The sequence below is a fragment of the Micromonospora parathelypteridis genome, from assembly GCF_014201145.1.
Classification (GTDB): domain Bacteria; phylum Actinomycetota; class Actinomycetes; order Mycobacteriales; family Micromonosporaceae; genus Micromonospora; species Micromonospora parathelypteridis.
Genome location: NZ_JACHDP010000001.1, coordinates 2,562,896 through 2,586,769, shown reverse-complemented (window position 1 = coordinate 2,586,769; position 23,874 = coordinate 2,562,896). Strand labels below are relative to the sequence as shown.

Sequence of the window (23,874 nt, the reverse complement as noted above, 5' to 3'; positions counted from 1 at the left end):
TGAAGGGCGTTTCCCCATGGTGGACAGAAGCGACGTCGAGGCCGCCGCCGCACTGGTCGAGGGGCGGGTCCGGGAGACCCCGGTGATCGCCGTCGACGGTGCCGACCTGGGCGTGCCCGGGCAGCTCAGTCTCAAGCTGGAACTGCACCAGCACACCGGCTCGTTCAAGCCGCGTGGCGCGTTCAACCGGATGCTCCAGGGGGCGTTGCCGTCGGCCGGGGTGATCGCCGCCTCGGGTGGCAACCACGGCCTCGCCGTCGCGTACGCGGCCCGGTCGTTGGGCGTTCCGGCGGAGGTCTTCGTGCCGGTCACCGCCTCGCCGGTGAAGGTGCAGCGGTTGGCCGGGCTGGGCGCGCAGGTGCGCCAGGTCGGTCAGCACTACGCCGAGGCGTTGGCCGCGAGCACGCAGCGGGCCGGGGAGACCGGCGCGTTGGTCGTGCACGCGTACGACCAGCCGGAGGTGGTGGCCGGTCAGGGCACCGTTGGCCGGGAACTGGAGCGGCAGGTCGGCGGGATCGACACCGTGCTGGTGGCGGTCGGCGGCGGTGGGTTGGTCTCCGGCATCGCCAGTTGGTTCGGCGGGTCGGTACGCGTCGTCGCCGTCGAGCCCGAGCAGATCCCCACCCTGCACTCGGCCCTCAAGGCCGGCCGGCCGGTCGACATCGAGGTGGGCGGCATCGCCACGGATTCGTTGGGCGCCCGTCGCATCGGCGAGATCGCCTTCGACACCGCGCGCCGGACCGGGGTGGTCTCCGTCCTGGTCCGTGACGAGGACCTGGTGCGCGCCCGTCGCCTGCTCTGGTCGGAGCTGCGGGTCGCCGCCGAGTTGGGTGGCGCTGCCGCGCTGGCCGCGCTGGTCGGCGGCGCGTACGTGCCACAGCCGGGGGAGCGGGTGGCAGTGATCATCTGTGGCGGCAACACCGACCCGAGTGACCTGGGCCCGGCCGCGCCGCACTGACCAGTCAGCCGCCGTTGCGCAGGCGGCGCAGTGCGTGCTCGACCTGGAGGGTGTCCAGGTGGGTGTCCCCGAGTAGTCGTCGACGGTCGGCCAGCAGTTGCTCGTACGCCTCGATCGCCGGGTCGAGCCGCCCGTCGAGCAGGAGCACGGCGGCCAGGGTGGCCCGGATGGCGAGCACCTCGCTGCGGTCGGCGTGCCGGGGCTCGACGGTGGCCAGGGTGGCTCGCAGCTCCGCCTCCGCTTCGGCGAGGCGGCCCTGCTCCTGCATGCAGCGGGCCAGCGTGTGCCGGGCCTGCCAGGTCTCCGGTTGGTTGAGCGGCCAGGTCCGGTAGCGGACCTCCAGGATCGCGTGCAGCATCTCCTCGGCCTCGGGGGCCCGCTGTTGGGCGAGCACCGCCAGCGCGAGGCTGTGCCTCACGATCATGGTGTCCCAGTGCTCCGGGCCGCGGACCTGGTCCTCGGCGGCGACGATCTGCCGCAGCTCCAGCTCGGCCTCCGGCCACTGGCGTTGCGCCATGATCGCCTTGGTGAGCTTGTGTCGGCTGGCGAGGGTGTCGGCGTCGTCGCTGCCCAGCACTCTGGTGCGGTCCGCGATCACCTCGCGGAGCACCCGGTCGGCCATCTCCGGCTGGTTGCGTTCCAGCCAGGTGCGGCCCAACTCGTGGCGCAGCGCCAGCACCTGCGGCCGGTCCAGATCGTGGTCGTACGCGGCGCAGCCGCGCACGATCGGGTCCAGGATGTCGAAGGCCGAGCCGGGTAGGCCGACCGCGATGAGGTAGCGGGCGGTCAACCGGGTCAGCTCCAGCGCGCGGCGTACCGTCTCGGGGTCGTGCTTGTGGTGCTGCGGTACCAGGTATTCGCGCACGGCCTCGACCAGGTGCGGCACCAGCACGTCCCAGTTGGCCCAGGCCGCCGAGTCGTCCGGGCTCTGCCCTGCGGTGGCGGCGAGCAACAGCTTCATGACCACGCTGTGGTATTCGGCGATCTGCTCGCGGACCTCGTCCCGGTCGCGGAACATCGCGTGCACCAGCGGGTGCAGCGACAGCACGTGCGCGAACGCCGGGTCGGTGACGTCCTCCCGGACGTCGAAGTCGACAAGGGCGAGGTCTCCGATGCCCTCCAGCACCTTCACCCGTTGCCGGCTGGTCAGCCCCGCGAAGAGCGGCGACCCGGCCAGGATGGCCGGCCTGAGCACCACCTCGTAGGGCACCGGGGAGACGCTCAGGCAGGCCAGCACGTTCAGCAGCGGCCGGCTCTGCTGGAGCTGGCGGCGGGCCAGCAGGTCCAGTGAGATGTCGTCGACCTCACGGACGATCTCCAGGCCGAGCGACTCGTCGAGGTCGACATCGGTGGCGTCGCGTGGTGAGCGGAACCGACGCTGCACGGCGGACCGATAGTCGGCGAAGGTGGTGATGGTGGACGAGCCGCGCCAGACCGGGCTGGCGTTGACCGACCGCAGGTAGTTGCCGGCGGCGCGCAACGCCAGCGGCAACCCGCCCAGCTCCCGGGCCAGCTCACGGGCGTCGGTCAGGTCGCCGGCCTGCTCACCGGCCCGGTCGATCAGCACCTGCGCGCCGGCCTCGGCGTCGAGCGGGCGCACCTGGTGCAGCGTCGACCAGGTGCCCCAGGTGGCCCGATTGCCATCCCGGGTGGTCACGACGACCACACCGTCATCGGCATCCGGGCGGCGCAACCAACCGGTGCCGTCGGCGAGCACCCCGTCGGTGGGGCCCAGCGTCGCCGGCTCGTCCGCACTGTCGAAGATCAGCAACCAGGGTTGGGCTGCCTGGTTGAGGTAGCGCCACACCAGGTCGGTCGCGCTGATCATCCCGGCCCAGGCCTGGTCGACCTGGCTCTCCGAGGCGCCGAGTTGGCTGACCACCTCCCGCATGCCGGAGTTGAGCCGCCCCGCCTGCACCCACCAGACCGTCCGGCCGTCGGCCCGGGCGCGGCGGGCGATCTCCAGGGCAACGTGGCTCTTGCCGGAGCCACCCATGCCGCAGAGGATGTGCACCGAGGGCCGTCCCCCGGCACTTCCCGCTGGCTGCACGATCTCGTCGATCAGGTCGTCGCGCCCGTGCAGCGGGCTGTCCAGCCGTCCGAGCGGTGGATCGACGGAGACGCGACTCGGCCGGTCGTACGCGGGCCGGGGCACGCCGGCATCCTCGGGTGGAACGTCCGCAGTCAATGCGGTCCCCCTTCGGTGGCGAAATTGCAGTGGCCGGCGGCAGAAGATCCTGTCCATCTGGTGGACAGTCGGAGGGATTGTCGCCCGCACCACGTCAACCGCAAGGGTATCCACCGCCGTACTGGGTTGCACACTCTCCGTTTAGGTCGGCCGGCTCACCGGAATCGGCGTCGGGAGTCCCAATTCGCCGCTGATTCCGGCCGATCCGTCGTGCTCGACGTTCGACAGAGGCCTCCACGATGGACTCATGAACTGGTCGCCAATCCAGGACGTGGTCGACTGGGGTTCCGTACCGGACTGGTTCGGCGCGGTCGGCTCCATCGCCAGCGTGCTCTTCGTCTATCTCGGGCTGCGCCGGGAGATCCGCGCCCGCCGCACCGACGACCTGCGGATCCGGGCCACCCAGGCCCGGCTGGTCTCGGCGGTGGCCGAGATTCGGGGCACCTCGGTGCTGCGAGTCACCGTGGCCAACGAGAGTGACGCCCCGGTACTGGACGTGGCGGTGCTGGCCCGGCTCGTCCCGCCCGACGATCCGGACGGCTCACCCGTCGGGCTGGCCGCGGCCAAACAGGTCCGCCGGATTCCTGGTCACGACGTTCACGACATCTTCGTCACCGTCACGGCAGAACACCGCCTACGCGCGGCCGACACCGTTCTGATGGAACTCACCTTCACCGATCACGACGGAAATCGCTGGCGGCGGATCGGCGCCGGTCAACCCGAACCGGTGGGCTGATGAAATTTGACACCGGATCGATCCGAATCGGCGGGTGACAGTTTCGGTCGTTTCGAATAGCCGGTGGTCCGGGGGCGAAATCGCTCCACCGGACCACCGCGCTGTCCGTCAGATGGGATAGGTGCGCGCGACCGCCAGCATCTCGGAGCTGTGCGACCCGACGACGCCGACGGCCGCCGGTCGGGGGCGGAAGCCGGGCAGCGCCTCCAGGCCGTCGCTGGCGTCCATCGCCCGCAGCGCCACCTGGCCGCCGGTGGGCCGCAGGGTCAACGCGACCTCGATGCCCTCCGTCGGCGGGGCATGGAACACCAACCCGAAGCCCCACTTCCCCGCGCGCGGCTCCACCGGCACCGACCGCCCGGCCACCTCGGCCCGCAGCACGGTGGCCGTCGACGTGTCGACGTGCAGGGTGGCGAGCCGGGCCGTCCGCTGCGGGGTGAGCCGCAGCCGCAGCGTGCGTTCGCCGCCGGAACTGTTGTCGGCCAACACCTCCAGCTTCGGTGCCGGCAGATTCGCCGACTGTGCCGGCCCAGCCCGCAGCTCACCGCCGCCGAGCCCGGGGAAGTCGTCGCTGACGTCGGTCAGCCCGTCCACGTAGCCGTCCGTCCACGACTGCGGGTCGCTCTCGTGGCTGAGCCAACGGGCCTGGCCGGTGCCCGCGTCCAACGCGTACATCAGGTGGGTTGGCGCGGGATGGGCGGCGTCGAACCGGTCGACGCCCAGCCCGACCCCGGCGAGCACCACCGCCGCCACGGCGGCGGCCGTGGCCGGCAACATGCCGAGCCGGCGGGCCCGCAACGCCCGCAGGCCGCGCTGGCCGCCGGCCTGCGGGTGCAGCAGGTCGACTACCGGCAGCGCGGTCAGGCCGAGCAGCACCGCGACCAGCGCGGCCACCCCGCCCATGGCCATCCCCAGCGCGGGGAAGAGCAGCACCACGGTGGGCAGCAGGATGACCACGCCGACGGCCGCGGCGGCGGTCACCGCCACCACCGGCCATGGCCCGGTCTGCCGGGTACGCAGCGCGACCAGCCCGCCGAGGGCGCCGGCCAGCGCCGGCAGGGTGGTGAGGTACGCCCCGCCGGGCACCGCCACGGCGAGCAGCACCCCGAACAGGGCCAACCAGGCCAGCCCGCCGACGGCGAGCGCGGCCGGGCCGATCCGGCGGCGGGTCAGCGCGTACCAGGTGAACAGGATGGCGGTGGCGAGCGCCAGGACGGCCAACCGGTACCAGATCGGCCGGTACGGGTCGAGCAGCTCCGCGTACCCCGGTCGGATCGTGGTGATCGCCAGCCAGAGCAACTGCGCGGCGACCGGCGCGGCCACGATCGGCACCAGAGCCAGCCCGAAGCCGGCGGCCAGCCGGCCGGTGCTGGCCCGACCGCTGCGACGGGTCAACCAGCCCAGCGCGGCCACCGCGGCCACCGCGAGCAGGGCCAACGGCAGGGTGAGCCAGCCCGGGTAGCGGACCAGCCCGCCGGGGACCGGGAAATAGGTGGCGTCGTGCCCGGAGCGCAGCTCGGTCAGGTCGGTCCGGCCGAACTCCCGGGCCAGGCCCAGCGCGTTGTCCCCGTGCTGCTGGAGGCTGCCCCGGTCCATCGCCGCCGGGGTGTCCAACGGCGTGTGGTAGATCGCGCCCCCGTCGATGTACGCCGAGTTCAGCCCGACGAACTTCTGGTCCAGGAACGCGGTGAAGTCGGTGTCGTTGGGCAGCGCGCGGTAGATCTCCACCGCGAACGAGGTGCCGACCGGATGCGGGGCGGACCGGCCGAAGACGTCCACCAGCTTCGCGTTGTTCCGGGACGTCTCAAACATGATCACTGGCCCGGTCGAGCCCCGCGCCTCCAGGTTGAGCACCACACCGCCGTCGGCGGCGAGCGGGTGACTGGCGGCGAACGCGGCCGCGCCGCAGAGGCACGCCTCCTCGGCGTCGGTCAGCACGAAGACGATGTCGTTGCGGGGTCGAGGGCCGGTGCTCAGCGCGCGGGCCACCTCCAGGATGGCCGACGTGCCGGCCGCGTCGTCGTTGCCGCCCGGCCCGGTCTGCACCGAGTCGTAGTGGGCGACCAGGAAGACCCGGCCCGTCGAGTCGGTGCCCGGCATCCGGGCCACCACGTTGCGGACGCGGGCCAGGGTCGCACCGCCCGCCGCCCCGCTGAGCTGGCCGGCCTCCGGTGCCACGGTGTCCTGCACCTCGGTCTCCAGGCCCAGCCCGCGCAACTGCTGCTCGAGGTGGGCGCGAACCTGGTCGTTGGCCGGGCTGCCGGCGACGTGTGACCGGGCCGCGATCACCTGGACGTCCTCGTACGCCCGGGCGGCACTGAACTCACCCGCCGGCGCGTCCGCCGGCTTCGGCGTCGGCGTGCGCAGGTCGAGCAGGCTGCCAGCGCCGACGGCGGCCAGCGCCACCAGCGCCGCCGCGGCGGCCACGAGCCGCCGCCGCGGCCGGGTCAACGCACGGTCGGCAGGGGGTACGCCCGGAGTCGGCCGGGCCGGCGTGCCCGTCGTGGCCGGGGTGGTCGGTGCGCCCACGGAAACTCCTCGGGGGGTGGTGGGGCCTGGGGTGGCACCATCCTGCCCGTCGGCGGCCCCGGATGGGATGGCCGGTACGCCCAACGCCGACCGTCCGCCCGGTTTGTCATTCCGCGGGCAGTGATGCGGCCCATCCCCGCCCGCGCCGCAGGCGTCGTGTTGTGTGCGACCGTTGTCTAATACAGGATCAGCAGGGCACTCGGAAGGAGCCCGACATCACCAGCGAACTCCCGCGTCTCGCGGCGGTGACCCGGCCGCACCGGGGGGCCGGCTTGGCCGGTTCCCCAGTTGTGCCGTACCCCCACGGCGGCCTGGCGCGGCACGCCAACCTGCCGCCCGGCGAGCGGTTGCGGGTGCTGCTGGTGGAGGACGACGAGGGCGACGCCTTCCTGGTCGGTGAGCTGCTCGCCGAGACGAACTCGATGATCGATCTCATGGTCGCCACCAGTCTCAGCGAGGCACGGCAGCGGATCGCCGACGTCGACTGCGTCCTGCTCGACCTGGGCCTGCCCGACGCGCAAGGGCTGGACGGACTGCGCCAGGTGCTGGAGATGTCCAGCGGCGCCGCCGTGTGCGTGCTGACCGGTCGTTCGGACGAGCACCTGGGCGTCGTGGCGGTCGCCGAGGGGGCACAGGACTATCTGGTCAAGGGCCAGGTCGACGGGGTGCTGCTGACCCGGGCGTTGCGCTACGCCGTGGAGCGCAAGCGCGCCGACGAGAACGCCCGCAGGCTGCGCGAGGTCGAGCTGCGCCAGGCGGAGTCGGCCCGGCTCGAACGCGGCCTGCTGCCCCAGCCGCTGATGACGACAGACCAGGTCGCGGTGCACACCTTCTACCGGCCCGGGCGGCACGCCGCGCTGATCGGCGGGGACTTCTTCGACGTGGTGCAGACCCGGCCGGACCGCCTCGACCTGATCGTCGGCGACGTCTGCGGGCACGGGGTGGACGAGGCCGCGCTCGGTGTGGAGCTGCGGGTGGCCTGGCGTGCCCTGGTGCTCGCCGGAGTGCCGGACGACGAGGTGCTGCCCGCGCTGGAGCAGGTGCTGATGAGTGAGCGCCGCCTGCAGGAGATCTTCGCGACGGTGGCCACCACCAGGCTCGACCTGGACGCCAACCGGGCCACCGTCCGACTCGCCGGGCACCCGCCGCCGCTGCTGCTCTCCGGAGGCCGGGTCGCCCCGGTGCCGGCGCCCGGCGGCCTGCTGCTCGGCGTACGACCCCGCCGGCCGATCGCCTACGACCTGGAGTTCGACACCGATGACTGGTCCCTGCTGATGTACACCGACGGCCTGATCGAGGGGCGGGTGGGTGCCGGCAACGAGCGGCTCGACGTGCCGGGCCTGAGTGGGCTGCTGGACGAGCCGGCCAACCGTGCGGTGTCACTGCCCGAACTGCCGGCCTGGCTGGTCGGCCGGGCCGAGCACATCAACGGTGGTCCGCTCGCCGACGACGTGGCCATGCTGCTGGTCAGCCGGGGTGGTGGCCGGTGAAGCCGGTGGTCGGCGGCTGGAGTCTGCGCCGTCGGGTCATCACCCTGCTCACCGTCGTGGGTGTGCTGCTGATCGGCCTGGCTGGCGCGGAGGCGGCGATGGCCGCCCGCAACCGCACCCAGATCGACGCCATCCTCAACCAGACCGGCCCGCTGCGGGTGCAGTCGCAGGAGCTGCTCAACGCGCTGCTCGACCAGGAGACGGCGATCCGCGGGTACGCGGTCAGCGGCGACCCGGCCGACCTGAGCCCCTATCGGCAGGGGCTCGACCGGGAGAAGAGCGTTGTCGCCTCGATGCGGACGCTGCTGGGCGACTATCCGCAGATCGGCCAGGAGTTGCAGGCTGTCGAGGAGCGCACCGCACAGTGGCGGCAGTCGGTGGCGGAACCGGTCATCACCACCACCGAGCAGAGCGGCACCAGCGCTGGCCAGGCGCTGGTCACCGAGCAGGCTCGCCAGCAGTTCGACCAGGTGCGGGCGGCGGTGAACGACCTCCAGGAGGAGATCCTGGCCGCCCGGGAGCAGGCCGCCGCCAATGTGCGTACCAGCAGCAACGTGCTGGTCGTCCTGTTGATCGTCGCCGCCCTGGTGGTGGTCGTGGCCGGCGCGGTGCTGCTGCTCTCGCTGGACCGGATGGTGATCCGGCCCCTGACCGGGCTGGCCACCCAGGTCCGCGAGGTCGCCGAGGGTGACTACCAGCACGGCATCGCCACCAGCGGCCCGCCGGAGTTCATCCGGCTCGGCGAGGACGTGGACGCGATGCGCCAGAAGATCGCCACCGACCTGGCCGAGGTGCGGGCTGCCCGCGAGCGCATCGAGTGGGTCAACAACCAGCTCCAGAAGCAGGCCGAGGAACTCACCCGGTCCAACCGTGACCTGGAGCAGTTCGCGTACGTGGCCTCGCATGACCTGCAGGAGCCGCTGCGCAAGGTGGCCAGCTTCTGCCAGCTGCTCCAGCGCCGCTATGCCGGGCAGCTCGACGAGCGGGCCGACCAGTACATCGCCTTCGCGGTGGACGGCGCGCAGCGGATGCAGCGCCTGATCAACGATCTGCTCGCGTTCTCCCGGATCGGCCGTCTCACCACCGGCTTCGTCGAGGTCGACCTCAACAAGGTGATGGGCGACGTGGCCGGCCAGACCGAAGCCGCCCGGCAGTACGCCGACGCCGAGCTGACCTGGACCGAGCTGCCGGTTATCTCGGGGGAGGAGCCGCTGCTCACCAACCTGCTCGCCAACCTGGTCAGCAACTCGATCAAGTTCCGTCGCCCGGACGTGCCGCCGAAGGTGCACATCTCGGCCCGGCTGGTGGGCACCGAGTGGGAGATCAGCTGCCAGGACAACGGCATCGGGATCGAGCCGGAGTTCGCCGACAAGATCTTCGTGATCTTCCAGCGGCTGCACTCGAAGGACGCGTACCCGGGCACCGGCATCGGGTTGGCCATCGTCAAGAAGATCGTCGAATATCACGGCGGCCGGGTCTGGGTGGACACCGACGTGCCGGAGGGCACCGCGATCCGGTTCACCCTGCCGGCGCTTCCCGAGGACATCGCGGCTGCCGCGGCTGCCGCTGTCGACCCGTCGGAGCAGCCGCAGGCTATGGCAGCGGGCGACGCGACGCCCTCGAACGAGGTTCCGGCAGCGCTGACGGAGCAGTCCGACGGGTCGGACCGGCCGGACCGGGCCGACGAGTCGCCGGAAAGCGGTAGAACGGGTGACATGAGGGAGACGGTGGGATGACCGCGCCGGCGGATGGCAAGAGCCCGATCGAGGTCCTGCTCGTGGAGGACGACCCGGGTGATGTGCTGATGACCCAGGAGGCGTTCGAGGAGCACAAGCTGCGGAACCGGCTGACCGTCGTCTCCGACGGCGCCGAGGCGCTCGCCTACCTGCGGCAGGAGGGTCAGTACGCGGACGCGGTGACACCCGACCTGATCCTGCTCGACCTCAACCTGCCCCGCCGTGACGGCCGGGAGGTGCTGGAGGAGATCAAGAAGGACGAGGAACTGCGTCGGATCCCGGTGGTGGTGCTCACCACCTCGCAGGCCGACGAGGACATCCTGCGCAGCTACCAGCTGCACGCCAACGCCTACGTGACCAAGCCGGTGGACTTCGAGCGCTTCATCTCGGTGGTCCGTCAGATCGACGAGTTCTTCGTCAGCGTGGTCAAGCTGCCGCCGCGTGGCTGACACCCTGCTCGACGACGTTGGCGACCTGCTCCGAGAGGCCGCCGACCAGGTCGTTCTGCCACTGTTCCGCAAGCTCGACGACGCCGACGTGTCGGAGAAGGCGCCCGGCGAGGTGGTCACCATCGCCGACCGCCGGGCCGAGGAGTTGCTCTCGGCGGGGCTGCGCCGACTGCGGCCGGGCTCGACGGTGGTCGGTGAGGAGGGCGTCGCCGACGATCCAGGGCTGTTGCGGCACCTGCGCGACAGCGGGGACGTCTGGTTGGTCGACCCGGTCGACGGCACCGCCAACTTCGCCGCGGGCCGCCGGCCGTTCGCCCTGATGGTGTCGCTGCTGACCGACGGGCGGCCGACCGCCGGCTGGATCCTCGACCCGCTCGCCGACACTCTCGCCGCGGGCTGGGCGGACGACGGGACCCTGCTCAACGGCCGACCGGTCGACGGCACCGCCACGGTGCCGCCACTCGGCGAGCTGCGCGGCGCGGCGATGACCCAGTTCCTGCCGCCGGAGACCCGCGACCGGGTCCGCGCCGGCGGGCGCCGGCTCGGTGAGCTGCTGCCCGGCCAGCACTGCGCCGGCCGGGAGTACCTGGACATCCTCACCGGCGAGCAGCAGTTCGCCCTCTTCTGGCGCACCCTGCCGTGGGACCACGCGCCGGGCACGGTGCTGGTCCGCGCGGCTGGTGGCGTTGCCCGCCGGTTCGACGGAGTCGACTACCACCCCGCCGACGACGGCCGAGGTCTGCTCGTCGCGGTCAACGAGCAGGTCTGGGCCGAGGTACGCGACGCCCTCCTCAACCCCTGATCCGCGCACTGCGCGACGGCGTCAAAACGCTCCGTCGACATTGAGGCAGCTCGAAGGTCAGGGGACTGGTCACCGGCCCACAGTCCGGTATCGTGACCGGCGGTCTCCGCCAGCAGGCCGCCGACCGGCGCCGGCGGGGACGCCGCCGCGCAGTTGTTGACCCGGGGGCCGGCGGTCGACGGAAGGACGCTTGCGTGCCCAGGACCAGGCTCAGCCCGCGGCTCGGTCGCCGCGCACTGTTCGCCCTGCTCGCCACCGTCGCGCTGATGCTCGGCGGTACCGCCGTGCCCGCGTACGCGGAACCCGGCGAGGGTGGCAGCAAGAAGCTGCAGGACGCGTTGGAGCTGACCGCCAAGGGGCACATCGAGGCCAAGGCCAAACTGGACAACTCCAAGCGGCGCCAGACGGCGCTGACCGGCGAGCTGACGGTGGTCGAGGGTCGCCTGGTCGGGCTCACCGCCCAGGTTGGCGAGGTGGCCGCGCAGTCGTACCGCGCCGGCCGGCTCAGCCCGGTCGCCATGCTGCTCAACACCGCCACGCCGCAGACGTTCCTGCAACGCGCGAGCGACCTTGAGCTGATGGCCCAGCGGGACAGCAAGCGGCTGCGTGACCTCGTCGAAGCCCGGCAGCAGGCGCAGCAGGCCAAGCTCGCCATCGACGCCGAGGTCCGCGAGCAGCAGAAGCAGCTCGCCGTCATGGCGAAGAAGAAGAAGGAGGCCGAGGCGGCACTCGCCGAGGTCAGCTCGGGCGGCAGCAACGGTTTCAGCGGCGGCAGTTCCGCCTCGGCGAAGCCGGCGCCGCGCAACTCCGACGGATCCTGGCCGTCGGAATCCTGTTCCGTGAAGGACCCGACCACCTCGGGCTGCATCACCCCGCGCACCCTCCACGCGCTGAACCAGACCCAGGCGGCCGGCTACAAGCGGCACGTCTCCTGCAAACGCAGCGGTGGCGGCGGCGAGCACCCGAAGGGGCGGGCCTGCGACTTCGCGGCCGCCACGAACGGCTTCGAGGACCGCAACGCGACCGGCGGCGACAAGGCGTACGGCGACAGCCTGGCCGCCTGGCACGTGCGCAACGCCGACCGGCTGGGTGTGCTCTACGTGATCTGGTACCGGCAGATCTGGCATCCCGGCACCGGGTGGCGTTCGTACAGCGGCAGCGGCAGTCCCGCCGCGTCCCACACGAACCACGTTCATCTATCGCTGTACTGACCCGAGGCATCAGCTTCGCTGCGTACCATCGCGACGATGAGCACCCCACCGTCCGACGTGGCGGCCCCGCCGGCATCCTCGGCCCCGCCCGTGTCCATCACTGGCCGGGCGCTGCCCAACGGCCTGGCCGCCTTCCTGGTCTTCTTCTCCAGCGGTGCCGTATTGGTGCTGGAGACCGTCGCGCTACGCCTGGTCGGCCCGTACGTCGGGGTGACCCTCCAGGTGACCAGCTCGGTGATCGGCATCGCGCTGGCCGCGATCGCCTACGGGGCGTGGTCCGGCGGCTGGCTGGCCGACCGGCGCAATCCGCGAGGCCTGCTGGCGCCAGCGCTGGTGCTGGCCGGCATCGCCACCGCCGTCACCCTGCCCGTCGTCCGGTACGCCGGTGAGGTGCTACGCGGTGGCGCGGCCAGCGGCATCCTGCTGCTGGTTGCTCTGGCCGTATTCGTACCGGCCGCGCTGCTCGCCGCGGTCACCCCGCTGGTCGTGAAGCTCCAGCTCGCCGACCTGCGCCGCACCGGCCAGGTGGTCGGCCGACTTTCCGGGATCGGCACCCTGGGCGGAATCACGGCGACCCTGCTCACCGGCTTCGTGCTGGTCGCCGCACTGCGCAGCACGGTCATCCTGCTGACCCTGGCGGTCGCGCTCGGGCTGGTCGGCATCGGCCTCGGCTGGTACCTGCGCCGGCAGGAGCCCACCGAGCTGCCCGGTCCCGCCCGGACCCGGGCCGCGCTGGCCGTGCTCGGCCTGGTCGGGGCGGGGCTGACCACCGTGGCACCGAACCCGTGCGACATCGAGACGGCGTACCACTGCGCCCGGGTCACGTCAGACCCCGACCGGCCCACCGGACGGACCCTGCTGCTCAACTCGGCCCAGCACTCGTACGTGGACCTGGCCGATCCGAAGCACCTGGAGTACGCGTACACGAAGTGGGTCGGCGCGGTCGCCGACGTGGCCGCGCCGACCGGGCAGCGGTTGGACGCGCTGCACCTGGGCGGCGGTGGGTTCACCGTGCCGCGCTACCTGACCGCCACCCGGCCGGGCACCGACAACGTGGTCTTCGAGATCGACGGCGGGCTCGTCGAGTTGGGCGAGCGGGAGCTGGGCGTACGCACCGGGCCGGACCTGCGGGCGGTCGTGGGCGACGCACGGATGCTGGTCGTCGGCGAGCCGACGGACAGCCGCGACCTGGTGGTCGGTGACGCGTTCGGTCACCTGGTGGTGCCCTGGCACCTGGCCACCCGGGAGATGGCCGCCGAGGTCCGGCGGGTGACCCGCCCCGGCGGCGTGTACGTGCAGAACGTCATCGACTACCCGCCGCTGCGGTTCATCCGCGCCGAGCTGGCCACGGTGGCCGCCGAGTTCACGCACGTCGCGCTGATCGCCCCACCGGAGGCGCTCGCCGAGCAGCAGGGCAGCAACTTCCTCATCGTCGGCTCCGACGCCCCGCTGCCGCTGGACGCCATCCGCGCCCGGCTGAACGCGGTCGACCCCACGGTCAGCCTGCTCGCCGGCACTGAGCTGACGGGTTTCGTCGGCTCGGCGCTGGTGTTGACCGACGACTACGCCCCGGTCGACCAACTGCTGGCCACCGCCTGAACGGGTGACAATTCTGACCGATTCCGATACTCCAGGTGTAGGTCGGTTGCTCGTGGGCAACAACGGTCACCATGGGTGGTGGGGACCGAAACGGCGCGCAGCTGCTCGATGAGCGGTACCGGCTCATCGAGCAGCTCGGCGCGGGCGGCATGTCGGTGGTCTGGCGCGGCTACGACGAGGTGCTCGGCCGCCAGGTCGCGGTGAAGGTGCTGGCCTCGCGGCTGGCGAGCGACCGGGCCTTCCGCCACCGGATCCGAATCGAAGCGCAGGCCGCCGCGCGGCTCTGCCACCCCAACATCACCAACGTGTACGACTACGGCGAGTCCGAGCAGGTCGGCCTGACCGTTCCCTACGTCGTGATGGAGCTGGTCGACGGCGCATCGCTGGCCAGCCGACTGGGCCGGGAGAGCCAGCTGCCGTGGCGGGAGGCGGTGACCATCGCCGCGGAGGTCAGCTCGGCGCTGGCCACCGCGCACGCCCGTGGCGTGGTGCACCGCGACGTCACCCCGGGCAACGTCATGCTCACGTCGACCGGGGTCAAGGTGGTCGACTTCGGTATCTCCGCGCTGGTCGGGGAGAGCGAGAAGGGGCCGGACGGCGCGCTGCTGGGCACTCCCGCGTACCTCGCTCCCGAACGGCTCGACAACGGCCAGGTCTCCCCGGCCACCGACGTGTACGCCGTCGGGCTGCTGCTCTACCGGATGCTCACCGGGCGGCTGCCGTGGCGGGCCAGCACGACCACCCAGATGTTGCGCGCACACATGTACAACGAACCGGAGCCGATGCCCACCGTCGCAGGGCTGCCCGACGAGGTGACCGAACTGGTGGGGCGCTGCCTGGCCAAGCGGCCCGATGACCGGCCCGCCACCGCCGAGCTGACCCGGACCCTCGCGGACGCAGCCGGAATGCTCGCGCCGGTCTCCCCGGCCGGCGGGCCCCTGGACCCGGCCATGTTGGGCAGTGCGCGGACCACGATTCTGCCCTGGTCCGCGGCGACCGACGCGTTGCCGCTGTCGCGTACCCGTGAACGGGACCGGCGGACGCGTCGGCGGGTGACCCGACGTCGTCGGGTTGAGGCGGGGGTGGCAGCCGTCGGGCTGATCGCGGTCACCGGGGCGATGTGGGGGTTCACCTCGCGCAGCCCGGCCAGCGGTGAGGGCCGGCCGACGACCGAGGCCCGGATGGGTCTGCCGCCGTCGGCGCCGCCCTGCGAGGTGGCGTACGCGCTGCGCACGGACTCCGGCACCGACTTCGCCGCCGAGTTGACGCTGACCAACACCGGTGACCGTGAGCTGCGGGACTGGGCGATGAGCTTCACTTTCCCCGGTCAGCAGACGGTGACGAAGGCCGAGCCCGCGCCGGTGCACCAGCAGGGAAGCACGGTGCTGATTCGGCCGACGGCCCAGCGCAACACGCTGGCACCCGGTGCGGCCGAGAAGCTCACCCTCACGGGGAAGTACAGCGGGGCGAACCCGCTGCCGGTGGAGTTCCGGCTCGGCGAGGCGACCTGCGGGGTCCGCGTCTCCGGTGTCGCCGGCAGTGCGCCGTCCACGGTCCCGCCGGTCAAGGCCGCCCCACCGAAGGCCCCAGCGAAGGCGACGACGGTGCGCGGCGGCTCCGGTACGGGCGGCGGCGCGACGAAGGCCAAGCCCCCGAAAGCCGCCAAGGTCCCCGCGAAACCGAAAAAGGCCGAGGGACACGGTGGCGGTGGCCCGGGGCAAGCACCACGTTGACCGAAGGTCGCGGCGGTCGTTGAAGGCGCGTTGTCACGGTTCAGGGCCGTCAGACCAGTTGGTCTGACGGCCCTGTTCGGTCTGTTGACGCTCAGGCCTTGTTGAAGGTGTTCTTGGCCCAGAGGTAGGAGACGAGGGCGATACCGGTGCACCAGGCGGTGGCGATGATGGCGCTGTTGCCGATCGGGGTGCCGAGCAGGAGGCCGCGGACGGTTTCCATGATCGGGGTGAAGGGCTGGTACTCGGCGAACCAGCGGAGGGCGGTGGGCATGGAGTCGGTGGGGACGAAGCCGCTGCCGAGAAAGGGGAGCAGGATCAGGGGCATCGGCGCGTTGCTGGCGGCCTCGGGAGTCGAGGACTTCAGGCCGAGGGCGACCGCCAGCCAGGTGACCGCCAGGACGAGCAGGGTGAGCACTCCGCCGGCGGCGAGCCACTCGGTTGCGCTGGCGTTCGGCCGGAAGCCGATGGCGAGGGCGATGCCGATGAGGACGGCCATGCTGAGGAGCTGCTGGACGAGGCTGCCGATGACGTGGCCGGTCAGGACCGAGGCCCGGGAGATTCGCATGCTGCGGAAGCGGGCGATGATGCCTTCGGTCATGTCGGTGGCGACCATGACGGCGGTTCCGGTCGCCGCTGTGGCTGCCGCCATGAGCAGGATGCCGGGGACGACATAGTCGACGTAGGCGTCGCGGCCACCGCCGATGCCCGCGCCAAGGGTGCCGCCGAAGACATAGACGAACAGGACCAGGAGGATGGCGGGCGTCGCGACCAGCTGCACGGTCATGGACGGGTAGCGGATCAGGCGCTTGAGCTGCCGCCGGACCATCGTGGAGCTGTCCCGCATGGCGAGGGTGAGGGTGTTCATCGGGTGGTCTCCTTCTGGCGGCCGGTGAGGGTGAGGAACACGTCGTCGAGGTCGGGGGTGTGGACGCTCATCTCGTCGATGTCGATCGAGCCTTCGTCCAGGCGGGCGAGCAGTTCGCGGATCGCGCGGACACTTCCGTCGCTGGGCACCTGCAGGCTGAGCGCCTCGGGGTCGGCGACTCCTGCTCCGAGGAGGTGCTGAGCGGCATCGAGCAGGTGCGTGTCGCTGAAGGTGAGCTCGATGTGGCCGCCGGGAATGAGGCGCTTGAGTTCGTCGGCGGTGCCTTCGGCGATCAGGCGTCCGTGGTCGAGGAGGGCGATGCGGTCGGCGAGTTCGTCGGCCTCTTCCAGGTACTGGGTGGTGAGGAAGATGGTGACGCCGTTGGCGACCAGTTCGCGGACGATCTGCCACATGGAGCGACGGCTGCGGGGGTCGAGCCCGGTGGTGGGCTCGTCCAGGAAGATCAGGCGGGGGTCGCCGACCAGGGTCATTGCCAGGTCCAGCCTGCGCTGCATTCCACCGGAGTAGGTGCCGGCGGTCTTGCCGGCCGCGTCGACCAGGTCGAACCGTTCGAGCAGCTCGGCGGCCTTGCGCTTGCCATCGGAGCGGGACAGGTGATTCAGGTCGGCCATGAGGAGCAGGTTCTCCTCGCCGGTGAGCAGCTTGTCGACGGCCGAGTACTGGCCGGTGACGCCGATCGCGCCGCGCACGTCGTCCGGCTTGCGGGCCAGGTCGTAGCCGGCGACGTGGACGGTGCCGCCATCGGCGGGGAGCAGAGTGGACAGGATCTGGACGGTGGTGGTCTTGCCCGCCCCGTTCGGGCCGAGCAGCGAAAAGATCGTTCCTTCGGGTACGGCCAGGTCGATGCCGTCGAGCACGATCTTGTCGCCGTAGGACTTGTGCAGTCCGTTCGCTGAGATGGCCAGGTTGGTCATGATCATGCCCTTCAGAGGCTGCGGGCGACGATGTCGCCGTAGCCGGTGGTCGCGTGGATGTTCAGGTCGGTGGCGCCTTCGGTGTTCTTGAGCGCGTTGTGGATCCGGCCGAATCCGGTGCCGGCGTCCAGGGAGGCCGAGACGCCGTGGGCGGCGCCGACCGACAGTTCGCCGGCGTCGGTACGCAGGACGACCGTGCCGCGTACGGCCTCGGTGATGCGGATGTCGCCCTTGCTGGTGCTGATCTCCGCGGAGCCGTTGATGCGGCCGACCGAGACGTCACCGGCGACGGCGGTGAGTCGGGCGGTGGCGGCCTCGTCGAGCTTGATGTCGCCGTGTGCGACCTCGAAGGCGACGTCGCCGAACCGTCCGACGCCCAGCAGTTCGGCGCTGGCCGCCTTGGCCTCGATCCGGGAACCGGTGGGCAGCTGGACCGTCACCTCGATGGATCCGGAGCTGCCGAAGAGCTGGTTCTTCGCCGAAGCCTTGATCCGGAGAACGCCGTCGCCGTATTCGACAGTGGTCTGCTCCGCGACCTGCACGTCGCGGCCGTTCGAGGCGTCCGCGGGGAGGACCTCGACCGCGGTGTCGACGCGGTCGGCGGCGATGAACCGCACCCGGCCGGCGGGGATGTCGACGACGGTGGAAATCGGGGTGGGGCTGTCGAACTTCTGCATGACGCTCTCCTTGCGGCCCGTTCTTTCTGACATCGGAAACGCTACGTTGCTTTCCAATGCCCTTCAAGCCGCTCGTTGCGATGCAGAGGTGTTGTCCCAGCTCAAGCCGCTAATTTCGTTGCATCGGGAATGAAGCTAACGCAACGAAGATCAAATTGGCGTTGCTATGAGCTGGAGTGAACGCTATGCGGTGGCCAGCAGGAAGCAGTCAGGTCAGCGCTGTCCCGCGAACCGCTGCACCTGGTCGATTCCACCCTCGACGATGAGCACACCACCCTGCGGGAGCGCGGTGTCGTCCGAGGTGTAGCGGAAGCGTTCGCCCGGCAGTTTGGCGCCGACCACCCGAACCCCATAACGCTCCTCCGGTCGCAGGTCGAGCAGGGTGCGTCCGACCAGGGACTCCGGCACCCGGACGGTGGCGATGGCGAAGTCGTCGTCGAACTCGATGAAGTCCAGCAACCGGCTGACGATCAGGTGCGCGACCCGGTCCCCGGTCTCGGCCTCCGGAAAGATCACGTGGTGTGCGCCCACCGACGACAGAATCTTGGCGTGCTTCTGTGAGGTCGCCCGGGCCCAGATCTGGGGCAGGCCCAGCTCAACCAGTGCCAGCACGGTGAGCACGCTCGCCTCCACCGAGGCCCCGATGGCCACCACCGCCCGTCCGAAACTGGTGACCCCGAGCTGCCGCAGCGCTCCCTCCTCGGTCGAGTCTGCCTGGACGACCCGGTCGAGCTGCGCCGACCAGCGCTGCACCTGCGCCGGGTTGCGGTCGATGGCCAACACCTCGCGGTTCATCCGGGCCAACGACCCGGCCAGGTGGCAACCGAAGCGACCAAGCCCGATCACGACGACGCCGCCGCTGTCCGCTCTCTTAGCCGACACCGCACCGCTCCTTCCCTGCTAGCCGACGATGGGTTGTTCCTGGGGATAGCGGTAGAGCCGGCGTCGCGTGTTCAGGGCGATCGCCGACCCGAGGGTGAGGGTCCCGACCCGGCCGATGAACATCAGCACGGTCAGGGTCAGTTGACCGCCGGCCGGCAGTTCGCTGGCCAGGCCGGTGGACAGACCGGTGGTGCTGAACGCGGAGGTGATCTCGAACAGGGCCGCGACGAAGCGGACGCCCTCGGTGAGCAGCAGCAACGTCATCGTTCCGAGCGTGACCAGCGCGACGCTGAGCAGCGCCACGGTGACCGCCTGCCGCTGACTGGCGGTGGCCACCCGGCGGTGCCCGACCGTCACGTCGGGCTCGCCGCGCAGCTCCGCCCAGAGGGTGAACGCCAGCAGGAAGAACGTGGAGACCTTGATGCCACCGGCCGTGCTGGCGCTGCCCCCACCGATGAACATCAGCACGATCAGCAGGGGGTAGCTCTCCTCCTGCAGGGCGGCGATGTCCAGGACGCTGAAGCCGCCGGTGCGGCTCAACGCGATCTGGGTGAACGACGCGAGCATCTTGCCGGGTACGTCGTACTGGCCGATCGTGCTCGCGTTGGTCCACTCGGCGGCGAGCAGGCCGGCGAAGCCGATCAGCAGCAGCACCGCGCTGCCCCAGATGGTCAACTTGGTCGCGACCGCCCAGTGCGCCGGCTGGCGCCACTCGCGTACCGCCTCGAACAGCGCGGGGAACCCGAGCCCACCGATGATCGCGCCGACCGCCAGGGGCAGCGACACCCACGGGTCGCGGCTGAAGGCCAGCAGACCGTCCGAGTAGAGCGCGAAGCCACCGTTGTTGAACCCCTGCACGGCGTGGAAGACACCCGACCAGAGAGCCCGCCCCGGTGAGTAGTCGTAGGCCAGCCAGAGCCGACCGGAGATCAGCGCGGTCATCACCGCCTCGCAGGCGAAGACGGTCACCGCGATCCGGCGTAACAGCCGCCCTACGTCGCCGATGCCGAACTCCGCCGTCTCGGCCTGCACGAGCAGCCGGTTGCGCAGCCCGAGCTGACTGGAGACGACCAGGATGGCCAGCGCCGCGACGGTGAGGATGCCGAGACCGCCAAGCTGGGTGAGCAGGGTGATCACCAGCAGTCCCCAGCCGGACCAGTAGTTCGGCGTGTCGGTGATCGCCAGGCCGGTGACCGACACGGCCGAGGTGGCGGTGAAGAGCGCGGTGACAAACGGCGGGCGCTCATGATCGGCGGTCGCCCAGCGCGCCATGAGCAACCCGGTACCGAGCAGGATCGGCACCAGGAACGCGAACGGCACCAGCCGCACGGGGTTGCGGAAAAACCGGCGCACCAGACAATCTTCCTTTTCCGCCCGCCACCCGGAGTGAGAACGCTCATTCCGGAGATTCATCTCCCGGTCAGCCATCGACCAACTGCCGGTCAATCCGGGGAGGTCTGCTGGAGCGGCTTCCCCCGACGACAGGAGACGGCGATGCGACGCACCCTCTCGACCCTGGGCCTGGCCGGCGTACTGCTCGCCACCGCCGTGGCCGTGCCGACCATGGCCGAAGCCGAACCGGTGGCCGACGCGGACCGCTCCCGGGCGAGCGACCGACCGATCGTGATCGGGCACCGTGGCGCCAGCGGCTACCGGCCGGAGCACACGCTGGAGGCGTACCGGTTGGCGATCCGGATGGGTGCCGACTACATCGAGCCGGACCTGGTTTCCACCTCCGACGGCGTGCTGGTCGCCCGGCACGAGAACGAGATCTCCGGCACCACCGACGTGGCCGCCCGCCCGGAGTTCGCCGCCCGCAAGGCGACGAAGAGCATCGACGGCGTCGCGGTGACCGGTTGGTTCACCGAGGACTTCACCCTCGCCGAGCTGAAGACGCTGCGGGCCAAGGAGCGGCTCCCGCAGGTCCGGGTGCCGAACACCGCCTTCGACGGCCGCTTCGAGGTGCCCACCCTCCAGGAGGTCATCGACCTGGCCCGAGCCGAGGGGCGGACACGGGGCCGCACCATCGGCATCTACCCGGAGACCAAGCACCCGAGCTACTTCGCCTCGATCGGCCTGTCGCTGGAGGAACCGCTGCTCCGCGTGCTGCGCCAGAACAAACTGGACCGGAAGAACTCGCCGGTCTTCATCCAGTCGTTCGAGACGGCGAACCTGCGTCGGTTGAGCCGGCTGACCGACGTCAAGCTGATCCAACTGCTCGACGCCACCGGCCGCCCGTACGACTTCACCGTCGCCGGCGACACGCGCAGCTACCAGGACCTGGCCTCGCCGGCCGGGCTGAAGTGGATCGCCGGGTACGCCGACGGCATCGGGGCGAACAAGAACCTGATCGTGCCCCGGGACGCCGCCGGTGCCCTGCTCGCCCCGACGGACGTGGTGCGTGACGCGCACCGGGAGCGCCTACTCGTGCACTCCTGGACGTTCCGCGCGGAGAACCAGTTCCTCCCGGTGGACTTCCGCATCGGCACCGATCCCAACGCGCGTGGCGACATCACTGCCGAGTACGAACTCTTCCTCGGCCTGGGCCTCGACGGTGTCTTCACCGACCAGCCCGACACCGCCGTCGCCGCCCGTGCCGGCCTCGCCGGGAACTGACCTCGGCCCGGAGCTGATCCGCTCCGCGCCGACCACCGGGCCGACCAAGCCCGGCCCACACGCTGGCCCGCCGTCCGCCACCCGGACTGCGGGCCAGCGGCACGTTCGTGCTCGATCCAGGTTGTAGTGGCCTCGCAGGCTCAAGATCGTGCTCGATCCAGGTTGTAGTGGTGTCGCTGCGCGGTCGAGGCCACTACTTCCAGGATCGAGCACGACCTTCGCCGGGGTGTCCAGCCCGACCGAGGGCGTGGCGGGATGGCGCGGCCCGACACAGGGGTCGAGTGGTCCGTGGGGGTTTGGGCCACCGGGGGAGCGGCTCTCCGAATGCTTGTGCGGCCCGTTGTAACCCTGGGCCACCTCATTCCTGTTACTTGTGTGTTTCCGCCACATAGCTCGTGGGTGACGTCACTTCTAGCGTGAGCCGACACGAAGAAGTTCTCTCCCTCCGAGTCCTCATGTGGAGTCGCGATGACGGTCCGGACGACGCGGCGGGTGTTCCTCTCCGCCGCCACGATGATGGCCGCGGCGTTGGCCGCCACGGCCTGTGGCAGCCCGCAGGACACCGCCACCGGCGGCGGCGACAGTGCCGCGCCGGTCAAGGTCGGCCTGGTGTATTCCCAGTCGGGTGCCCTGGCCAGCTACGGAAAGCAGTACATCGAGGGGTTCAAGGCGGGGCTCGATTTTGCCACCAAGGGCACCGGCAAGGTCGGCGACCGCAAGATCGAGTTGACCGAGGTCGACGACGCGGGCGACCCGGCCAAGGCGGTATCCGCCGCGAAGGACCTGATCGGCAAGGGCACGAAGATCATTGCCGGCTCCACGGCCTCCGGTGTGGCGCTGCAGGTCGCGCCCATCGCGGCGCAGAACAAGGTGCTGTTCATCTCCGGCCCGGCCGCCACCGACGCGGTGACCGGCGCGAACAAGTACACGTTCCGTTCCGGCCGACAGTCCTACCAGGACGTGGTCACCGCCAAGTCCTTCATCGGCGACTCGGCCGGTAAGAAGGTCGTGGTCTTCGCCCAGGACGGCGCGTTCGGCGACGCCAACGAGGCGGCCGTCAAGACCGTCATCGGCGGCGCGGGCGCCACCGTGAGCAGCGTCCGGGCCCCGGCCAGCGCCACCGAGTTCACCCCGTTCGCCAGCCAGATCAAGGCGGCCAAGCCGGATCTGCTCTTCGTGGCCTGGGCCGGCACCACCGCCCCGGCGATGTGGCAGAGCCTCGACCAGCAGGGCGTGCTCTCGTCCACCACGGTCGTCACCGGCCTGGACATCCGCTCCTCCTGGCCGACCTTCGGCGCCGCCGGCACGAAGATCTCCTTCCTGTCGCACTACTTCGACGGTGCCAGCGACACCGAGGCCAGCAAGGCGCTGAAGGCCAAGGTCAGCACCATCGACCTGTTCCACCCGGACGGCTTCGCCGCCGCCCAGATGGTGGTGCGCGCGGTGCAGGAGGGCGGGGACGACGTCGACAAGATGGTCACCGCCCTGGAGGACTGGAGCTTCGACGGGGTCAAGGGCAAGATGACCATCCGAGCCGCCGACCACGCGCTGCTTCAGCCGATGTTCCAGGCCAAGCTGACCGGCAGCGGCACCGCGTTCACGGCGACCGCGCAGAAGAGCCTCACCGGTGACGAGACCGCGCCACCGGCCGTGGCCATGAAGGGCTGACCCATGCTCGCCACCCGCGGTCTGACCTGGCGGATCGGTGAGGTCGCCATCGTCGACAGCGTCTACCTCGACCTCGCGCCCGGGGAGTTCCTGGGCGTGATCGGGCCGAACGGCGCCGGCAAGACCTCACTGTTCAACCTGATCACTGGCCTGCGCCGGGCCACGGAGGGTCGGATCACCCTGGACGGGCAGGACATCGGGGCGCTTCCGCCGCACCGGCGGGCCCGCCTCGGGTTGGGCCGTACCTTCCAGGCGTCCTCGGTCTTCGGCTCGCTCAGCGTGCGGGAGAACGTCCGGCTCGCCGTGCAGGCGCACCGCGGGGGCTCGATGGCACTGTGGCGGCGGGCGGCGGCCGACCGGGAGGTCGCCGTCGCCGCCGACACGGCGCTCGACCGGGTCGGCCTCGCCCACCGGGGTACGGCACTGGCCGGCACCCTGGCCCACGGCGAGAAGCGCAAGTTGGAGATCGCCCTGCTGCTCGCCGGTGAACCGCGGGTGATGCTGCTGGACGAACCGATGGCCGGGGTCAGCGCGGAGGACGTGCCCGAGCTGGTGGCCGTCATCAAGTCGTTGACCGGCGACAGCGGCCGGGCGGTGCTGATGGTGGAGCACCACATGGACGTCATCCTCGAACTGGCCGACCGCATCGCCGTGATGCACCACGGCGCGCTGCTGGCCTGCGACACCCCGGAGACGGTGATGGCGAACCCCACCGTGCAAGAGGCCTACCTGGGGGAGTCGCTGTGAGCGCGAGGAGTGAGCCGGGTTCGCGAGCCCCGCAGTCGCGAACGGAGGCGGCT

At 71.0% G+C, this 23,874-nt stretch carries 19 protein-coding genes; 12 read left to right on the top strand and 7 right to left on the bottom strand.

Annotated elements, in window-relative coordinates; genetic code table 11:
* Window positions 1–16 precede the first annotated feature (16 nt).
* Window positions 17–958, top strand: a complete 942-nt coding sequence (locus HNR20_RS11420; protein WP_184178892.1) for a threonine/serine dehydratase — start codon at window positions 17–19, stop codon at window positions 956–958.
* 4 nt (window positions 959–962) lie between these two features.
* Here the strand turns inward: HNR20_RS11420 and HNR20_RS32665 are convergent, their stop codons facing one another.
* Complete coding sequence (locus tag HNR20_RS32665) at window positions 963–3,113, bottom strand: tetratricopeptide repeat protein (RefSeq protein ID WP_184178890.1); 2,151 nt, start codon at window positions 3,111–3,113, stop codon at window positions 963–965.
* 280 nt (window positions 3,114–3,393) lie between these two features.
* Here HNR20_RS32665 and HNR20_RS11410 point away from each other — a divergent pair, with 280 nt between their 5' ends.
* Entirely contained in the window at window positions 3,394–3,882 is a 489-nt protein-coding gene (locus HNR20_RS11410) for a hypothetical protein (protein ID WP_184178888.1), read from the top strand.
* A 108-nt stretch (window positions 3,883–3,990) separates the two neighbouring features.
* Here the strand turns inward: HNR20_RS11410 and HNR20_RS11405 are convergent, their stop codons facing one another.
* On the bottom strand, window positions 3,991–6,411 hold the full coding sequence (locus tag HNR20_RS11405; protein WP_373291009.1) for a M28 family peptidase: 2,421 nt from the start codon (window positions 6,409–6,411) through the stop codon (window positions 3,991–3,993).
* Window positions 6,412–6,701: 290 nt separating this feature from the next.
* Between HNR20_RS11405 and HNR20_RS11400 the strand changes: the two genes are divergently transcribed.
* The 7 genes from HNR20_RS11400 to HNR20_RS11370 all read left to right on the top strand — a co-directional run bounded on the left by HNR20_RS11400 (window position 6,702) and on the right by HNR20_RS11370 (window position 15,431).
* Complete coding sequence (locus HNR20_RS11400) at window positions 6,702–7,901, top strand: PP2C family protein-serine/threonine phosphatase (RefSeq protein ID WP_184178886.1); 1,200 nt, start codon at window positions 6,702–6,704, stop codon at window positions 7,899–7,901.
* A complete protein-coding gene (locus tag HNR20_RS11395; protein ID WP_229687087.1) occupies window positions 7,898–9,637 on the top strand; it encodes a sensor histidine kinase in 1,740 nt (579 codons plus the stop codon). The genes HNR20_RS11400 and HNR20_RS11395 overlap by 4 nt, the downstream gene beginning before the upstream one ends.
* On the top strand, window positions 9,634–10,086 hold the full coding sequence (locus HNR20_RS11390) for a response regulator (protein ID WP_121655896.1): 453 nt from the start codon (window positions 9,634–9,636) through the stop codon (window positions 10,084–10,086). The genes HNR20_RS11395 and HNR20_RS11390 overlap by 4 nt, the downstream gene beginning before the upstream one ends.
* Window positions 10,079–10,888: an inositol monophosphatase family protein gene (locus HNR20_RS11385; RefSeq protein WP_184178884.1), complete on the top strand. Its 810-nt coding sequence runs from the start codon at window positions 10,079–10,081 to the stop codon at window positions 10,886–10,888. Before HNR20_RS11390 ends, HNR20_RS11385 begins: the two co-directional genes overlap by 8 nt.
* Window positions 10,889–11,154: 266 nt before the next feature.
* Window positions 11,155–12,099, top strand: a complete 945-nt coding sequence (locus tag HNR20_RS11380; RefSeq protein WP_229687125.1) for a coiled-coil domain-containing protein — start codon at window positions 11,155–11,157, stop codon at window positions 12,097–12,099.
* Window positions 12,100–12,135: 36 nt separating this feature from the next.
* A complete protein-coding gene (locus tag HNR20_RS11375; RefSeq protein ID WP_221309769.1) occupies window positions 12,136–13,698 on the top strand; it encodes a fused MFS/spermidine synthase in 1,563 nt (520 codons plus the stop codon).
* A gap of 71 nt (window positions 13,699–13,769) precedes the next feature.
* Window positions 13,770–15,431, top strand: coding sequence for a serine/threonine-protein kinase (locus HNR20_RS11370; RefSeq protein ID WP_184178880.1), 1,662 nt, complete (start codon window positions 13,770–13,772; stop codon window positions 15,429–15,431).
* Window positions 15,432–15,522: 91 nt separating this feature from the next.
* Here HNR20_RS11370 and HNR20_RS11365 read toward each other — a convergent pair whose 3' ends face one another.
* From HNR20_RS11365 to HNR20_RS11345, 5 genes are all read right to left on the bottom strand, one after another.
* Window positions 15,523–16,296 carry an ABC transporter permease gene (locus HNR20_RS11365; RefSeq protein ID WP_184178878.1) on the bottom strand — a complete coding sequence of 258 codons (774 nt, stop codon included), beginning with the start codon at window positions 16,294–16,296 and terminating at the stop codon, window positions 15,523–15,525.
* Window positions 16,293–17,231, bottom strand: coding sequence for an ATP-binding cassette domain-containing protein (locus HNR20_RS11360; RefSeq protein ID WP_184188316.1), 939 nt, complete (start codon window positions 17,229–17,231; stop codon window positions 16,293–16,295). Before HNR20_RS11360 ends, HNR20_RS11365 begins: the two co-directional genes overlap by 4 nt.
* An 11-nt stretch (window positions 17,232–17,242) precedes the next feature.
* The gene (locus tag HNR20_RS11355; protein ID WP_184178876.1) at window positions 17,243–17,908 is read right to left on the bottom strand and encodes a DUF4097 family beta strand repeat-containing protein; all 666 of its coding nucleotides are present in this window, start codon (window positions 17,906–17,908) and stop codon (window positions 17,243–17,245) included.
* 213 nt (window positions 17,909–18,121) lie between these two features.
* Window positions 18,122–18,790 carry a potassium channel family protein gene (locus HNR20_RS11350; RefSeq protein ID WP_184178874.1) on the bottom strand — a complete coding sequence of 223 codons (669 nt, stop codon included), beginning with the start codon at window positions 18,788–18,790 and terminating at the stop codon, window positions 18,122–18,124.
* Between the two features lie 18 nt (window positions 18,791–18,808).
* A complete protein-coding gene (locus HNR20_RS11345; RefSeq protein WP_229687086.1) occupies window positions 18,809–20,143 on the bottom strand; it encodes a TrkH family potassium uptake protein in 1,335 nt (444 codons plus the stop codon).
* A gap of 141 nt (window positions 20,144–20,284) precedes the next feature.
* Here HNR20_RS11345 and HNR20_RS11340 point away from each other — a divergent pair, with 141 nt between their 5' ends.
* The 3 genes from HNR20_RS11340 to HNR20_RS11330 all read left to right on the top strand — a co-directional run bounded on the left by HNR20_RS11340 (window position 20,285) and on the right by HNR20_RS11330 (window position 23,821).
* Window positions 20,285–21,406, top strand: a complete 1,122-nt coding sequence (locus tag HNR20_RS11340) for a glycerophosphodiester phosphodiesterase (protein WP_184178870.1) — start codon at window positions 20,285–20,287, stop codon at window positions 21,404–21,406.
* A gap of 468 nt (window positions 21,407–21,874) precedes the next feature.
* Window positions 21,875–23,074, top strand: coding sequence for a substrate-binding domain-containing protein (locus HNR20_RS11335; RefSeq protein ID WP_184178868.1), 1,200 nt, complete (start codon window positions 21,875–21,877; stop codon window positions 23,072–23,074).
* 3 nt (window positions 23,075–23,077) lie between these two features.
* Window positions 23,078–23,821, top strand: coding sequence for an ABC transporter ATP-binding protein (locus tag HNR20_RS11330; RefSeq protein ID WP_184178866.1), 744 nt, complete (start codon window positions 23,078–23,080; stop codon window positions 23,819–23,821).
* Window positions 23,822–23,874 lie beyond the last annotated feature (53 nt).

Coding starts and splice junctions, on each gene's coding strand:
- HNR20_RS11420 (WP_184178892.1), top strand. CDS start 17: ATGGTGGACAGAAGCGACGTCGAGGCCGCCGCCGCACTGGTCGAGGGG.
- HNR20_RS11360 (WP_184188316.1), bottom strand. CDS start 17,231: ATGACCAACCTGGCCATCTCAGCGAACGGACTGCACAAGTCCTACGGC.
- HNR20_RS11340 (WP_184178870.1), top strand. CDS start 20,285: ATGCGACGCACCCTCTCGACCCTGGGCCTGGCCGGCGTACTGCTCGCC.
- HNR20_RS11375 (WP_221309769.1), top strand. CDS start 12,136: ATGAGCACCCCACCGTCCGACGTGGCGGCCCCGCCGGCATCCTCGGCC.
- HNR20_RS11380 (WP_229687125.1), top strand. CDS start 11,155: ATGCTCGGCGGTACCGCCGTGCCCGCGTACGCGGAACCCGGCGAGGGT.
- HNR20_RS11390 (WP_121655896.1), top strand. CDS start 9,634: ATGACCGCGCCGGCGGATGGCAAGAGCCCGATCGAGGTCCTGCTCGTG.
- HNR20_RS11410 (WP_184178888.1), top strand. CDS start 3,394: ATGAACTGGTCGCCAATCCAGGACGTGGTCGACTGGGGTTCCGTACCG.
- HNR20_RS11335 (WP_184178868.1), top strand. CDS start 21,875: ATGACGGTCCGGACGACGCGGCGGGTGTTCCTCTCCGCCGCCACGATG.
- HNR20_RS11330 (WP_184178866.1), top strand. CDS start 23,078: ATGCTCGCCACCCGCGGTCTGACCTGGCGGATCGGTGAGGTCGCCATC.
- HNR20_RS11355 (WP_184178876.1), bottom strand. CDS start 17,908: ATGCAGAAGTTCGACAGCCCCACCCCGATTTCCACCGTCGTCGACATC.
- HNR20_RS11365 (WP_184178878.1), bottom strand. CDS start 16,296: ATGAACACCCTCACCCTCGCCATGCGGGACAGCTCCACGATGGTCCGG.
- HNR20_RS11370 (WP_184178880.1), top strand. CDS start 13,770: ATGGGTGGTGGGGACCGAAACGGCGCGCAGCTGCTCGATGAGCGGTAC.